General features: G+C 36.4%; 10 protein-coding genes. 9 read left to right on the forward strand and 1 reads right to left on the reverse strand.

The annotated features are described in order from the left end of the window. Nucleotides 1-15: 15 nt before the first annotated feature. From CCK98_RS10140 to CCK98_RS10180, 9 genes are all read left to right on the forward strand, one after another. On the forward strand, nucleotides 16-1,635 hold the full coding sequence (locus CCK98_RS10140; RefSeq protein ID WP_088086476.1) for a helix-turn-helix domain-containing protein: 1,620 nt from the start codon (nucleotides 16-18) through the stop codon (nucleotides 1,633-1,635). 128 nt (nucleotides 1,636-1,763) lie between these two features. Then, entirely contained in the window at nucleotides 1,764-3,254 is a 1,491-nt protein-coding gene (locus CCK98_RS10145) for an ABC transporter substrate-binding protein (protein WP_088086477.1), read from the forward strand. 301 nt (nucleotides 3,255-3,555) lie between these two features. Continuing rightward, nucleotides 3,556-4,461 carry a sugar ABC transporter permease gene (locus tag CCK98_RS10150; protein WP_256942542.1) on the forward strand — a complete coding sequence of 302 codons (906 nt, stop codon included), beginning with the start codon at nucleotides 3,556-3,558 and terminating at the stop codon, nucleotides 4,459-4,461. Between the two features lie 17 nt (nucleotides 4,462-4,478). Next, on the forward strand, nucleotides 4,479-5,366 hold the full coding sequence (locus CCK98_RS10155) for a carbohydrate ABC transporter permease (RefSeq protein ID WP_088086478.1): 888 nt from the start codon (nucleotides 4,479-4,481) through the stop codon (nucleotides 5,364-5,366). 97 nt (nucleotides 5,367-5,463) lie between these two features. After that, entirely contained in the window at nucleotides 5,464-6,111 is a 648-nt protein-coding gene (locus CCK98_RS10160; RefSeq protein WP_088086479.1) for a YesL family protein, read from the forward strand. 57 nt (nucleotides 6,112-6,168) lie between these two features. Beyond that, nucleotides 6,169-9,066, forward strand: a complete 2,898-nt coding sequence (locus CCK98_RS10165) for an alpha-L-rhamnosidase (RefSeq protein WP_088086480.1) — start codon at nucleotides 6,169-6,171, stop codon at nucleotides 9,064-9,066. Between the two features lie 120 nt (nucleotides 9,067-9,186). Then, complete coding sequence (locus tag CCK98_RS10170) at nucleotides 9,187-10,524, forward strand: glycoside hydrolase family 30 beta sandwich domain-containing protein (protein WP_088086481.1); 1,338 nt, start codon at nucleotides 9,187-9,189, stop codon at nucleotides 10,522-10,524. 104 nt (nucleotides 10,525-10,628) lie between these two features. After that, nucleotides 10,629-13,001, forward strand: coding sequence for an alpha-L-arabinofuranosidase C-terminal domain-containing protein (locus tag CCK98_RS10175; RefSeq protein ID WP_088086482.1), 2,373 nt, complete (start codon nucleotides 10,629-10,631; stop codon nucleotides 12,999-13,001). 289 nt (nucleotides 13,002-13,290) lie between these two features. Continuing rightward, on the forward strand, nucleotides 13,291-14,682 hold the full coding sequence (locus CCK98_RS10180) for an MFS transporter (RefSeq protein ID WP_088086483.1): 1,392 nt from the start codon (nucleotides 13,291-13,293) through the stop codon (nucleotides 14,680-14,682). Nucleotides 14,683-14,749: 67 nt separating this feature from the next. On the opposite strand, the gene CCK98_RS10185 is transcribed toward CCK98_RS10180, so the two are convergent. Beyond that, nucleotides 14,750-15,985, reverse strand: coding sequence for a helix-turn-helix domain-containing protein (locus CCK98_RS10185; protein ID WP_088086484.1), 1,236 nt, complete (start codon nucleotides 15,983-15,985; stop codon nucleotides 14,750-14,752). Between the last annotated feature and the right edge of the window lie 42 nt (nucleotides 15,986-16,027).

Raw genomic sequence — 16,027 nt, forward strand, 5'->3', positions numbered from 1 at the left:
GGGTGGTTAGGGTTTATGAATCAATTTCAGGTTCTAATAGTTGATGATGAAATTCATTCCATTAGGGGTGTTCAGGCTGGTGTCAATTGGGAAAAGCATGATATCTCTTCTGTTTATACAGCCAATAACTTAAGACAAGCTCAAGAAGTGTTTTTAAATAACAAAGTTGATTTGTTATTATGTGATATTGAAATGCCTAGAGGCTCTGGAATTGATTTGCTAAAGTGGGTGCGCGAACACTTCCCAATGACTGAAGCGATTTTTTTAACCTGTCATTCAGACTTCTCTTATGCAAAGCAAGCTCTGCAATTGAAAAGCTTTAATTATTTATTAAAACCCGTCGATTACCAAGAACTTGAAGAAGTTATTCATAGCGCATTGGAGAAAATCAAAAAGGATCAAGAAACAAGAATGGTAGAGGAATCTTACCTTCAATTGAAAAAGTCCCACCATTCAGTCATGCAAGAACGTTTCTGGTTAGATCTTATTAATCAAGTTATCCCAACAACCAAAGATCAAATTGAAAAACAAATGAAGAATTATCATTTATCCTATTCAGAATTAACTACTTTTCTACCCATTTTATTTCATGTTCAGCAATGGAAAGAGGAACTATCTGTCCATGAAGAAAAGGTGAGCGAATATGCTCTTCATAAAGCACTGGGTGAAGTAATCGAAAAGAATAATATGGATGGTTATGTACTTAATGTAGAAATTGGCTATGTCTTAGTGATTATTGCATTGGTAGAGCCAATCAACCTGAAGGAATTTAATGAAAATTGTAATCACTTTATTTCACAATTCGCTCAGTTTTTTTCTTGTGAACTTTGTGGCTACATTGGAAATCAGGTTCCGATTGAAGAATTAGTAGGGATGGTCCATACTTTGCAGGAATTTGATCGCAATAATGTAACGGTAAGTAACCAGACGATTAAATGTAACAATAAGAAAAAATGTTTATGCACTTCCCCGCTGCTTCCTTCTGCAGAATGGACGAGTCTAATGAAAAATGGTCCAAAAGAAAAGTTTATAGATGCGGTCAATCAGTATTTTACTGATTGGAAAAAATCGGATGGAAATATAACCGCTCAATCCCTTCATTTGTTTTATCAAGATTTTTTGCAATTAATCTTTTATGTTCTTCAGGTAAAAGGAATTCAAGCCAATCAGGTTTATTCACAAAATTTGCTGACTGAAAAACCAAAAAGAGTATTGAAATCATTGAACTCGCTCCAAGAATGGGTCATATATATTGCCGATGTTGCCATGAACCAGCTCCATCAGCCTCAAGAAAAAGGATCAGTGGTGGACATAGTAAAAAATTATATTAATCATCATCTAGGAGAACAGCGGTTAACTCGTGATGAAATTGCCAATTATGTCTATTTAAATCCTGATTATTTAACAAGAATATTTAAAAAACAAACAGGTTTATCCATATCGGACTATTTGCAGCAGAAGCGTATTGAATACGCCAAAAAACTGTTAATAGAAACCAATCTGCCTGTAAGTGAAGTGGCATTATCTGCAGGTTATTCAAATTTTTCCTATTTTTCTACTATATTCAAGAAATCAACCCAATTAAATCCGATGGAATATCGAAAAAAGTCGTTTTTTTCAGAAAAGTCGGAATAACAAAAATAATAGGTCGTATTTTTAGTAAGTGTTTTTTAAGCCAACCTCTATACTAAAACTAGATGAGTGGTAACGCTTTCAACAAGAGTTATCATAGAATCAACTAGATCATAAGGGGGAAAGAATGGATGAAATTTTTTAAGACATTTTCAAGGTTTATACTGATTGTAATGTCAGCAGTTTTACTATTGGCTGGCTGTAGTTCAAAGGAAAGTAGTTCAAGTTCAAAGGACGATACGAACCCGAAGGGGCAGCCAAATGAGCTTAACATGGCGTATATGAACTTTACGAATATAGAAGATCTTCCTTTAGTTCAGGAAGAAATTAATAAAATTGCTAAAAAGAAGATTAATGCTACTGTGAAATTAGTCCCGATTAATGCAGCGAACTATCAACAGCAAACAAACTTAATGCTGACTGGAAACGAAAAACTTGATTTGGTTGTTTCGTCAGCTTTTTTTGGTTACAACACACAAGCCACAAAAGGACAACTTGTTGCATTAGATGATCTGCTTAAATCAAATGGAAAAGGTATTTTGGAAGTTGTTCCAAAAAATCTTTTAGAGGGTAACAAGGTAAACGGTAAAATATATGGAATTCCTAGTATTAGAGACTGGGGCTCTTTTTATGGATTTATTATGAGAAAAGATATAGTAGATAAATATAAAATTGATCTTTCTCAAATAAAAACATTTGCTGATTTGGAAAGTGTTTTTAAAATTGTCAAAGAAAAAGAACCAACTTTAACTCCGATTGTAAACGCAGGAACTGTATCGGTTGCTTCCGTCATTGCAGGTGGAAAATTTGACATTCTTGGGGACAACCTAGGAGTAGTATCCTTTAAAGACAAGAAAATCGACAATATGTTTGAAGAACCTGAATATGTTGACGCGGTCCAGTTAGCCAGAAAGTGGTTCAAAGCCGGTTATATCATGAAGGATTCAGCAACGTCACAAGAAGTTGCAGCGAACATTGTGAAGGCTAATAAAGGATTTGGCTATTTCTCTCATATGAAACCAGGCTTTGAAGTACAAGAAAAAGGTATTACTGGACATGAAATGGTATCTGTAAAATTGACGGATGTATATTCGTATACCGATGCTGCAACAGGCTTTAATTTGTCCATTGCCAGAAACAGTCAGAATCCTGAAAAAGCAATGGAATTTATCAATTTACTTTACACTGATAAAGAGATTATGAATTTACTGGATAACGGTATTGAAGGGAAACATTATGCAGTTAAATCTGATGGTGTCATTACATTGCCAGAAGGTGTAAAAGAATCAAAATATGTATTTGGCCAATGGCAAATCGGTAATAACTTCCTGACATACCCTTGGGAAGGAAATCCAGCGAATTATTGGGAAGTTATGAAAAAACATAATGATTCAGCGATATTTTCTCCGGCATTTGGTTTTACATTTAATCCAGATCCTGTGAAAACAGAAATTGCGGCATCGACGAACGTATTAAATCAGTATAAATTAGGTATTGAATCTGGTACTTTAGATCCAGAGAAAAGTTTAAAGGAATTTAATAAGAAACTTAAAGCATCCGGCATTGATAAAATTATTGCAGAAAAACAAAAACAGTATGATAAGTGGGAAGAAAAGAAATAAGAACGAAGAGAAGAGAGCTAGTGTAGATCTAGTTCTCTTTTTTTATAAATCCATAGATTTAAAATGGCTGATAAACTAAATTAAATATATTCTGAAAAGTCGGATAAACGAAAATAAGAAGTCGTATTATGGATAGTAACAAATTTACTAGTCTAATAGAATAAATATATAAGCAGGAAGGATAGTTTTTGTAAGCGGAAACATTTTATTAGAACAAGGGGGAATGAGGATGTCAGAAGTTACAGTAAAGCCGTTAAGTACGGACGTCCATGCTGCAACTGGGAAAAAAACGAGTGTTAGAATGATGAAATTTAAAAGGTATCTGCCATTATTTATTATGATGCTGCCTGGCTTAATTTACTTATTGATCAATAATTATTTACCAATGTTTGGCCTTTTGATTGCTTTTAAAGATATTAACTACGCTAAAGGAATATTCGGCAGTGATTGGATTGGATTTAAAAACTTTGAATATTTGTTTAGTACAAGAGATGCCTTTGTTATTACCCGGAATACCATTCTCTACAATGGAGGATTTATTATCTTAAATACGATATTGGCCATCGGTGTAGCGATCATGTTAAATGAAATTAAAAATAAGCTGGCGAAAAGCTTTTACCAAAGTGTCATCCTATTGCCATTCTTAATCTCAATGGTTATTGTCAGTTATTTAGGTTTTGCCTTCCTTAGCGAAGATGTTGGTTATCTGAATAAAACAATTTTACCGTTACTTGGGCTTGATGGTATTTCGTGGTATAACGAATCAAAATTTTGGCCATATATTTTAACCTTCATCAATATGTGGAAAGGTGTCGGTTTCTTGTGCGTCATTTACTTAGCTGCGATTATCGGGATCGACCAAGAATACTATGAAGCAGCCACTTTAGATGGGGCAAACAAATGGAAGCAAATTATTCACATTACCCTTCCCTCAATTATGCCTGTGATTATCATGATGACTTTATTGGGGATAGGACGCATTTTTTACTCCGATTTCGGCTTGTTCTATCAAGTGCCAATGAATTCAGGTGCTATTTATGACACAACGAATGTTATTGATACCTATGTTTACCGTGGATTAATGCAGCTTGGGGATATCGGGATGTCAGCTGCAGCAGGTTTATATCAATCGATCGTCGGATTTGTCCTTGTATTATTATCAAATTATCTCGTACGTAAAAAAAGTAAAGATAATGCATTATTTTAAGCTGGAGGTCGAAGAAGATGTATAAATCTGATCGAATTACACAATGGGTATCTCATATCTTTTTAATCATACTTGCGGCAGGAAGCATCATTCCGTTTATCATTCTTTTATCTTCTTCTCTGAACAGTGAAGCAGCCATCATGAAAGAGGGATATTCCTTTATTCCTAAGGAGATTAGCTTTGATGCTTATAATTACCTGCTAAATAATTCATCTAGTATATTAAGGGCTTATGGAATCACCATCATTGTTACGGTATTTGGCACCTTTGTAAGCTTGGCGATTACTTCGTTTTTGGCATATGCGCTCTCTCGACGCGATTTACCTTATAAAAACGTTTTTGCTTTTCTGGTTTTCTTTACTCTATTGTTCAATGGCGGACTTGTTCCGACCTATCTTGTTTATACCCAAGTATTTGATATTAAAAACACCATTTGGGCACTAATAGTTCCAGGGTTACTCATGAACGGGTTTAACGTATTGTTGATGAGGACATTCTTTATGACTTCTATTCCAGAGCCAGTTATTGAATCAGCACGCATGGATGGTGCAGGTGAATTTAGAACCTTCTTCTCTATCATTCTGCCGCTCTCATTGCCAATTCTGGCCACGATTGGATTGCTTCAAACGATCATATATTGGAATGATTGGTTTAATGGACTGATCTATATCACTGAACCGTCATTATTTAGTATCCAAAACATCTTAAACAGGATGCTGTCAGACATTCAGTTTTTAGCAAGCAGCAATCTAGGCACAAACGCAAGCCAGGCTGCTTCGCAAGTTCCAACCACTGGTGTACGGATGGCGATTGCTGTTATCGGTGTCCTGCCGATACTGATTGCTTATCCATTCTTCCAAAAATATTTGGTAAAAGGGATTGCTTTAGGATCTGTTAAAGGATGATTTAATTATATTAATCACATGGAGGGTCGATTGCAAAGCAATGGCCCTCCAATGATATATTCCTAGGATAAGAGTAAAAGCAAAGGAGGAATAACTGATGGAAGGTTTTATGCGGGGCTTTTATAGTATCTCGGAGTGGATCATGAAGTTTGCTTATGTGAATATTCTTTGGATTTCATTTTCCTTGCTTGGATTTATCGCTTTTGGCTTTTTTCCTGCCACTACAGCAATGTTTACAGTAGTTCGTAAATGGGTTTTGAAGCAGTCCGATATTCCAGTCTTGAAAACCTTTTGGTTCACCTATAAAAAAGAATTTGTAAAAAGCAATCTATTAGGACTTGTCATTATTTTAGTTGGTATTTTTATGTATTCTAATATCAGAATCGTGGAAGCCACTACGGTACATGAGCTTAAACTACTTTATATACCAAATGTGATTGTTATTTTCATATTTCTACTTACTCTCTTTTATATTTTTCCAGTGTTTGTCCATTTTGATGTCAGCCTGGCAGAGGGAATTAAAAATGCGTTTATTTTAATGACTGTTAACCCTATGGCGACGTTTTGTATGGGAATTCTGACGGGATTCCTTTGTTTTATATTAATAAAATTACCAGGACTTCTTCCATTTTTCAGCGGGAGTTTCATTGCATTTTTACTTATGTGGATTTGTAACTATGTATTTATAAAAATGAATAAAGCTACTAATTTTTCCGTTGCGAGAAGCAGTACTAAAGTAAATTAATATTAGAGGCAAAAGCCAATGCGAAGAAATTAAAACGATTTATTAGGAGGTAAAAAAATGGAGATTAGTAATTTAAGAACAAATCACGTTGTGAATCCGCTCGGATTTGAATTCGATCGATTAAGTCTTTCATGGGTGACCGAGTCAGGGGAGAGCCCTTCTGTTTTTCAAACAGCCGCCAGAGTGGTAATAGCTGCTGATCCAGGCTTCGAATCGATTCTTTTTGATAGCGGGAAAAGTCAAGAGATTGATAATTTAGGGTACACTCCGGACCTACAGCTGAAACCACGTTCTCGTTATTTTTGGCGGGTAACTATATGGGGGAATGCTGGTGACGTGGAAACAAGTGAAACTGCCTGGTTTGAAACAGCAAAAATGAATGAGTCATGGCAAGGAAATTGGATTACGCCTGAATTGGATAAGGAAATCCACCCATTGATTAGAACAAACTTTATACTGCCTGCTGATATTGTATCAGCTAGAGCCTATCTTTGTGGAGTGGGTCTATATGATGTTGAAATAAACGGAATGAGAATTGGAGAGGAATATTTTACTCCGGGTTATAATGCTTATGATTTCTGGCTTCAGTATCAAACCTATGATGTGACGGACGTATTGAAGAGCGGGGAAAATGCGATTGGTATTATGCTTGGCAATGGTTGGTACAAAGGCCGTTTTGGATTTGAAGGCGGATATCATGAATTATATGGAAGTGAATTTGCTTGCATTGGTGAAATCGTTGTAACGCTAAAAGATGGAACTACCATCATCATTGCTACGAATGAAGACTGGAAGAGCGCACCAGCACCGATCACATTTAGCGGCATTTATGATGGTGAGATTTATGATGCAAATCTAGAGAGTAAAAACTGGACGCTGCCTGATTTTGATGACAGTACATGGACTAGTGTAAGGAAAACGGAAATCAATACAGAATGTTTTACAGCCAGACGAAATTTGCCTATCAAAATCATGGAAGAAAGAAAACCAATGGAGATTATACATACACCTGCTGGAGAAGTGGTTCTTGATTTTGGTCAAGTAATGACCGGCTGGGTGCGTTTTAAAACCAATGCACCGAAAGGAAGCATATTACAGCTCCAATACGGTGAAATTCTTCAAAATGGAAATTTTTATCGCGAAAATTTGCGAGAGGCCAAAGCTGAATATGTTTATATTTCTGACGGAAGTGTAAGAGAGGTCCAGCCTCACTTCACCTTCTATGGCTTCCGATATGTAAAGCTTACTGGTTTTGAAGGAGACATAAACCTGGATGACTTTACTGGCAGTGTTATTTACAGTGAAATTGAACAAACGGGAACAATTGAAACTTCAAATCCAATGGTAAATCGATTATTCCAAAATGCGTTATGGGGACAAAAAGGAAATTTTCTTGATGTACCTACAGATTGTCCACAGCGCGATGAACGGATGGGCTGGACAGGTGATGCACAGGTGTTTGCCCCTACAGCCTGCTACAATATGTATTCGCCTGCATTTTACCAAAAATACATGTTTGATTTACATGAAGAACAGAAAAGGTTAAACGGTTCCGTACCTTTCACAGTACCTGTCGTAAAGCCAAAGGATGGAAACGGTTTTATTTCAGGTAGTGGGTCAGCTGCATGGGGTGACGCTGCGACTGTTATTCCGTGGACATTATATACGTACTATGGAGATAAAGAGCTTCTTCGTCAGCAGTTCGATGCAATGAAGGACTGGGTGGATTATATCAAAAAAGTGGATGATGAATCAGGTGCAAAGAGACTGTGGCAGGTTGGTTTCCATTTTGGTGATTGGCTGGCATTAGATGGAAAGGATCCTCAAAGCCCTATGGGTGGAACCGATTCTTATTATATTGCTTCCGCTTATTATTGTTATTCGGCACAGCTAGTGGCAAAAGCAGCAAAGGTCTTGGGTAACACTGGAATGGCGAAACAATATGACAATCTAGCAATTGAAATTAAAGAAGCAATCATGAAGGAATATTTTACGCCAAATGGCAGAAGTGCGATTAATACTCAAACCGCCATGATTGTTGCCTTATATATGGACCTGGTACCAGAAAGCTTTCGGCTAAGGTTAATAGAAGATTTAAAGGCTAAGCTTCGTGAGGATAAAATGCACTTACAAACAGGATTTGTCGGTACGCCCTATTTCTGTTACGTATTATCTGAAAATGAAGCTAATGATTATGCGTATACTTTATTGTTAAATGATGATTTTCCAAGTTGGTTATATGCGGTCAAACTTGGTGCTACAACGATTTGGGAACGATGGAACTCAGTGCTTCCAGACGGAAGCATTAGTGGAACAGGAATGAACTCATTAAATCACTACGCTTATGGTTCGATTGCTGAGTGGATGTATCGTTATATGTGCGGAATCAATCCGGTTGAAGATGCACCTGGGTTTAGAAAGATTAAACTTTGTCCTAAACCATATGGAAAATTATCCTACGCCAAGGCGAAATTTTCTTCTCCGTCTGGATATATTGAGAGCGGCTGGGAATTAAAAGAGGATGGGTCGTTAACTTTTAGCTTTGTTGTACCATTCAATACTTCAGCTAAAGTTTTCCTGCCTGATGCTGCTTTGGAAACTATTAAGGTAAATGGCGACTTGCTCGTTAATCGAGGTTTGGAAGCTAAGCAGGATAGTAAGGAAGTTCTATGTGAGCTTACTGCAGGCACATATGTATTTCAATATCTACCGACAAAATCTTATATCTTAACTTATAGCACAAACAGTAGTTTAAAAGAGCTTCTAAACAATGAAGAAACAAAAGAAATTATTAATAATAATCTGCCAGAAATCGTAAATAACCCGATTGTAAAAAATGATCAATTTATTGAAAAATCATTGGAAGAATTAATTAATTTCCCATTATTCACTTCGTTTGCTTCTTCAGAAAAATTAGATGAGTTAAATAAAAAACTAGTTCTTGTTCGACAATAGACTAAGATAAATACTATTTTTCCGTAAAAAATACCATAAATATTTTAAAAAAAGATATAAACTGACAAGTATTAAACCGTTTACATAAATTAAAACTAGCAATTGAAAGGAATGGAATTCATGACTGAAAAAAGTGTTTTATGGTTTGAATCCACTCGTGATAATTATTGGCAAACGAAGGAACCTGTTGAAACTACTGATAACCAACGTAATTTAATCATAACAGCTAATAAAGGCCGTGTCGTTGAAGGCTTTGGCAGCTGTTTTAATGAACTAGGAATGTATTCGCTTCAATCCCTGTCTGAAGAGGATCGTACAAGAGTGCTAGATTCTTTATTCGCGACAGATGGAGACTGTCAGTTTACGCTTTGCCGCCTGCCAATCGGTGCAAGTGATTATGCTTTGGAATGGTATAGTCATAATGAAACCGATGACGACTATGAGATGGAGCATTTCTCGATTGAAAGGGATCAAAAATATCTCATCCCATACATTCGTGAGGCACAAAAAAGAAATCCGGATATGAAATTTTTCGCTTCACCTTGGAGCCCTCCTACTTGGCTGAAATTTCCGAAAGCTTATAATTATGGAACACTGCGCTGGGAGAAAAAAGTACTTGAGGCTTACGCGCTTTATTTCGTTAAATTTGTCCAAGCGTATGAAAACGAAGGAATAAAAATTAACCAAATTCATGTGCAAAACGAAGTAATGGCTGACCAGAAATTTCCTTCTTGTAAGTGGACAGGGGAACAATTACAGGAATTTATTCGAGACTATCTTGGACCCGCTTTTGAAAAGCACAATCTTGCAACAGAAATCTGGCTGGGGACCATCAATGCACCCGAACCTTGGCAAGAGTTAATGACGGATACGACATCTGATTTTGATGTGTACGCAGGTCTTGTACTCAGTGATCCTGAAGCCTATAAGTATATCAGTGGTGTTGGCTATCAATGGGCTGGAAAACATGCGATCCAGCGGACAGCAGAGAGCTACCCTGAAATACGTTTTCTGCAAACGGAAAATGAATGTGGAAACGGCAAAAATACTTGGGAATACGCTCAATATGTCAGCAACCTGTTCCGCCATTACTTTGTCAATGGGGCTAATGGATATGTTTACTGGAATGCGGTTCTAGAGCCTAAAGGCCGCAGCACTTGGGGCTGGGAACAAAATTCCATGATCACCGTGGATCCAGAAACGAACAACTTCACATATAATCCTGAATTTTATGTAGTAAAACACCATTCTCATTTTGTGAAAAATGGAGCAGTCAGACTAGAAACAAACGGTCATCTTACGGCCCATTCGCTAGCTTTCCAAAATCCCGATAATTCCATTGTATTAATTGTGAACAATCCACTAAAAAAACAACGGGAATTAGTATTTGAATATCAAGGCAAATCCTATCAATTTGATTTAAAACCTGAATCTTTTAACACGATTGTTCTAAAGTAAACCAATGACTCCGGTTTTAATACCGGGGTCACCTTTTTTATCATTAATAATAGTTAAAAATCAATAAAAAATTATGAAGAAATTGTTCAGTTGGAGGGATTTTGTTGAATAAGTCAGCAAAAGTAATCATTGATACGAAAGCTAAAAAATTTCCTGTAAGTCCATCATTATATGGTCTTTTCTTCGAGGAGATTAACCGTGCTGGTGATGGAGGAATTTATGGGGAGTTAATTCGAAATAGGTCTTTTGAGGATACGATCATTCCTGACCGCTGCGAAGTAGAGGGATGTGAATTGCATTCACCGGCAGGGTGGGTTTCACCTTTTGAAGAAGCCCCGGGATCAATCCCAGGCTGGCATCTCCGCACGGATGATCCGAATAGTAAAGCAGGCATTTCCCTAGATAGAAATGACCCTATTAATAATGAAAATCCTCTTTCTCTCAGGGTAGAGATTGAAGAATCATTGGATAAATGGATTTCAGTATATAATGAAGGATTTTGGGGAATCCCCTTGAAAAAAAATGAAAGATACAATTTATCTTTCTATGCAAAAAAGGACGCCACATTTTCGGGAGATTTGGAAATCACTCTTGAAAATAAAAAAGGTGTAAAATTGTTCTCAAAACCTTGTGAAATAGTATCCGAAAATTGGCAGAAATATGAGCTGGTATTAGAAAGTAACGGCGAGGAGTCAGAAGGAATTCTAGCATTCTCTACGAATGAAAGAGGAACTTTTTGGCTTGAGTTTGTTTCATTATTTCCCCAAAAAACCTTTATGGAAAGGAAAAATGGCTTACGACCAGATTTAGTTGACAGGGTTACAGACCTTAAGCCGAATTTTTTGAGATTTCCTGGTGGGTGCTTTGTAGAAGGTTTCTCAGTGGAAACGGCTTTTCGCTGGAAGAAAACGCTAGGGGATGTAACCGAGAGGAGTTCTCATTGGACGCTGTGGCATTACCGGTCAACAAATGGTTTAGGCTACCATGAGTATTTACAAATGGCAGAGGATCTTGGCTTAGAGCTTATGTACGTCGTAAACTGCGGGCTCACTTGTCAAGGAAGACCAGGAGAGCAGGTCCCAATAGAAGATCTTGATGAATGGATTCAGGACATGCTGGATGCGATCGAGTATTCGAATGGACCTGTTACAAGCAAGTGGGGTTCTCTTCGTGCTGAAAACGGCCATCCAGCTTCTTTTAATTTGAAATATATCGAAATAGGGAATGAAAATTTTGGACCCGAATACAATGTCCGCTACAAATTGTTTTATGAGGCAGTAAAAGCAAAATATCCTGAAATTATCACAATTTGGAATACACATTGGGAGGTAGGAACAGAGACGAAAGGCTTGCCGGTCGAAATAGTAGATGAGCATTTTTATGCTGATTTTGATTATTATGTCATGTATCACGATATGTATGATAGTTATGATCGGAATGGTCCGAAGATCTATGTTGGGGAATATGCAATGATACTTGGCAATGGAGCGGGCGCTCTCAAAGGAGCGATAAGTGAAGCTGCGTTTATGACAGGGATGGAACGAAATCAGGATATTGTCGTGATGTCTTCCTACGCTCCATTATTTGCAAATGTCAATCATATTAACTGGACACCTAATCTCATTTATTTTAATGGAACGGATTCGTATGTATCGCCATCCTATCATGTTCAAAAATTGTTTGCAGAAAACAGGGGAGATATAGTCCTAGAAAGTAAAGTAGAAACAGAAAGTCGCTTCCCTTCATTTAAAGGTGAAGTAGCAATCACACAAAATGACCTTCAGAAGATTAAAGAAATAAGCATTACAAGTGGTGACCAACTTCTATTTAAGAGTGAAAACTTAACAGAAGATAACTCATTAACTCGCCTTGAATGGAATGTACTGCGGATTGGCGAACCTTCTTGGAAAGAATATACAGTTACTATGGATGCAACGCTAGGGCAACAGGGGCTAAAAATTCGACTGCTTGACAGCACAAAAGAATGGCAGCAAAACTATATTCTTTGGGAGTTAGACTCAAATGGTGAGAGTCGGTTACTTCATATCAATGGATGGTCTCGAGTGAAGCTGACCCCTAATCAAGCTGTGAATGTTAATCCAGATGGTGCTCATCATTTATGTGCCAAAGTTACAAATGATTCTATTTATTGCTATCTTGATGGTCGGCTGGTGCATGAGTATAAAATAGTAACCATACCGTATCTCACTTCCGTAACCACCCTTGATGAAAAGAATAATGTGGTAATCGTCAAATTAGTTAATGCCTCTGAGTTTAATCTACGAACATTGATTGATATTGAGGGGAAAGAGAAACTAGTGGGTAAGCAGATTATTTTAACCTCTGACGATCCAAACAATACAAATACAATGGAAGACCCTAACAAGGTAATTCCTCTTGAAACTGTATTGCAGTTGGATAGTAATATGTATGAAATCCCTGCTTATAGTGTAGTCATTTTAAGAATTGAGCTATAATTATTTCTTCTATGGTCCAGGTGCTATCCTGGACCATTTTTATGTAATTTCACTATCCTTATAAGGTAATCTCAGAATATTTATTTATTTTTGATAAAAGTTAAAAAATACTATTTATCCTAAAATAATACCATAAACTAGCTTCCTATCTATTTATACTATAAATAAATAAAGCGCTTTAAAAATACAAAATAAATTAATTTATTATTTTACCTCATGTTGAAAAGAGTATGACAAATTAAAAATCAACAAAAATGAAAACGTTTTAACTATCTAAGGAGGAAAAACCATGGCATTAAGAGAACAAGATTTACTAAAAGTAAACCATACTTCAAGTACAAATCAAAAGCTGTCCTTATTAGAAAAAGTTAGTTACGGTTTGGGAGATACAGGTTCAAACTTAATTTATACGGTTATAACCACTTATTTAACGTATTACTTTACGGATGTTTTTGGAATTGGGGCCGCTGCAGTTGGTACCTTAATGTTAATTGCAAGATTTGTAGATATGATTGATAGTCCGATTTTTGGGGTCTTGATCGATAGGACAAATACTAAATGGGGAAAATCAAGACCTTGGATATTGTGGTCTAGTATTCCATTTACGATTGTTTCCATCCTTCTCTTTATGGGACCGGAATTAAGCGCTTCCGGTAAATTGGCCTACGCTTACATATTTTATATTACAGCCAATGTGTTATATGCAGCCGTTAATAACCCATTAACAACAATGCTTCCAAGTATGTCAAGCGATGTTCAGGAAAGAACCGTTGCCAATGTGTTCCGTATGTTAGGCGGACAGGTGGGCGGATTAATTGTTAACTTATCTTTATTACCACTCGTTGCTTATTTTGGTGCTGGCAATCAGCAAAAAGGTTTCTTCTATGCGATGACACTATTCTCTGTTATTGGTTTAATCTTGTTCTTTGTTACCTTCCTAAACACAAGAGAACGTGTTCAAAATATATCTGGTAACGAAGCTATTCCTGTAAAAGAAAGTCTAAAAGCAATTAAAGGCAATCGCCCATGGATGGCTGTTTCCTTATTAGGAATCGTCTTCTTCATGTTGTATATCATGAAATTGTCTGCAGGTATTTATTACATGACTTATAACATCGGTAAACCTGACATCATTTCTACGGTCAACACCCTTGCAATGTTTTCACTTGTTGGTATTTTGGCAGTACCATTCTTAACAAAGAAATTTAGTAAAGTACTATTAATTAATACAGGTATTGTTATCAATATCATTGGTCAATTAATCATTTTTATGGGTGGAGATAATGTATCGATAATTATTGCTGGAACGATCATAGGATCAATAGGTATGGGATTGCCAGCAGGGTTACTGTTTACCTTAATGGCAGATACTGTTGACTATGGTGAGTGGAAATCAGGAGTCCGTGCCCAGGGGATCCTTGTATCAGCTGCAGGAATTGGAATTAAATTAGGTTCTGGACTGGGTGGTGCGATTCCTGCTTGGCTACTGGCTGCCGGTGGTTACGTTGCTAATCAACAGCAAACAGAGACTACTCTGCAAATGATTTCTCTTAGCTACCTTTGGCTGCCAATTATTTTTAGTGTTGTATCCATCCTTATTATGGCTTTTGTCTATAAATGGGAAAAGCCGCATCATGAAATTATTGCTGAATTAGAAGCCAGACGAGCAAAACGTAAATGAACAGATAGCTGATTACTAAATTCATTTATAATTTTTGAAGAGACCGTGGCAGACATACACGGTCTCTTTAATTTATAGGATTATCTTTAAAATGCTTGGGGGTAACACCTGTAAATTTCTTAAACACTTTTATAAAATAGCTTTGATCCGTAAAGTTTAATAGAGTACAAATTTCGGAAAGAGAATAGGAAGTTAATGTTAATAAATTTTTTGCTTCATCTATTTTCACTTTTTGAATATATTCGCTCAAAGAAACTCCTGTTTCTTTTTTAAAAAGCGAGGATAAATAATTTGGAGTCAATTGTACCTGCTCTGATAATTGAGACAATGTAATGTTTTCATATACATGGTTAAAAATAAAATTCTGACAGAGTGAGATAGGTTTAGAATACTGTTCAATTTGGCTTGTGTGAACTCTTTCAGCAAAGTCACCAAATGCTTTTTCCATTAATTTCTTTACCTCATGAATATCCTGTAATTCTTCGAGTCTTTGAATATATAAATCACTTAAGGAATAGGCGATTTCTGGATATAAACCGCCTTCCATTGCAGCTCTAGTGGCTAAGGTAATGCCTGAAATGGTTAAATTCTTTTCACTTCTTAATTGGCTATTCTTTGATAGGACTCCATATTCAAATTCCTCATTAGCGATGTTCAAATAGTTTAACAGTTCCTCTTTTTTTCCTTTTGTTATTGCTCCAAAAAGTTTCTTTTCAATTAAATAATCATGATGGAATTTAGTATTTTGACGTCTTAAAGATATTTCCAAGTCGGGACTTTCAGTAAGAACCTCCTGATGCTCCATTATTTGATTTTGTTTGATAACATTTTCTGTATCCAGTAATTGATGATAGATCATATAGTGGACAAGGATACCGGCACGTGTCAAGTCATGTAGCTTCATAACTGGAAGTGATTGATAGTAAAGAATAATGAATTCTTGATCGATAAAAAATCCAAGGTCATGATTCATCCTTCTTATCATGTCTTCAGAGTAATTAGTAAAAACGGATGGACCGCCAATAATACTCCCTTGGAATGTATCTCCACCCTGTAAATTAACAATCAAGTAATTTTCAAGTAATTTAGTCGATTTGATGATCGGGTATTCTGATGAATCATCGTTCCTCATTAGCTGTCTTAAATAGTCTATTTTTGCAAGGTTTAGTGGGTTTTGTCTATAACCTGATGAGGATTCAAAAAGTAATTCACCGGTTGAATCAAATAGGTAAAAAGGAATTTTCAAAGTCTCATTCATATGCCTGCAAATATACTCTAAGTGGTCTCTATTAAGATATGGCATGCTTAGTTAGTTCCCCTTTTAAAGTAAACGAATTCAATATTA

This window comes from Bacillus sp. OV166 (genome assembly GCF_900177675.1).
Taxonomy (GTDB): Bacteria; Bacillota; Bacilli; order Bacillales; family Cytobacillaceae; genus Neobacillus.

What these genes read in the sequence shown, in the direction of transcription:
- CCK98_RS10165 (WP_088086480.1), top strand. Translation starts at nt 6,169, where the DNA reads ATGGAGATTAGTAATTTAAGAACAAATCACGTTGTGAATCCGCTCGGA.
- CCK98_RS10150 (WP_256942542.1), top strand. Translation starts at nt 3,556, where the DNA reads ATGATGAAATTTAAAAGGTATCTGCCATTATTTATTATGATGCTGCCT.
- CCK98_RS10145 (WP_088086477.1), top strand. Translation starts at nt 1,764, where the DNA reads ATGAAATTTTTTAAGACATTTTCAAGGTTTATACTGATTGTAATGTCA.
- CCK98_RS10155 (WP_088086478.1), top strand. Translation starts at nt 4,479, where the DNA reads ATGTATAAATCTGATCGAATTACACAATGGGTATCTCATATCTTTTTA.
- CCK98_RS10185 (WP_088086484.1), bottom strand. Translation starts at nt 15,985, where the DNA reads ATGCCATATCTTAATAGAGACCACTTAGAGTATATTTGCAGGCATATG.
- CCK98_RS10180 (WP_088086483.1), top strand. Translation starts at nt 13,291, where the DNA reads ATGGCATTAAGAGAACAAGATTTACTAAAAGTAAACCATACTTCAAGT.
- CCK98_RS10160 (WP_088086479.1), top strand. Translation starts at nt 5,464, where the DNA reads ATGGAAGGTTTTATGCGGGGCTTTTATAGTATCTCGGAGTGGATCATG.
- CCK98_RS10140 (WP_088086476.1), top strand. Translation starts at nt 16, where the DNA reads ATGAATCAATTTCAGGTTCTAATAGTTGATGATGAAATTCATTCCATT.
- CCK98_RS10170 (WP_088086481.1), top strand. Translation starts at nt 9,187, where the DNA reads ATGACTGAAAAAAGTGTTTTATGGTTTGAATCCACTCGTGATAATTAT.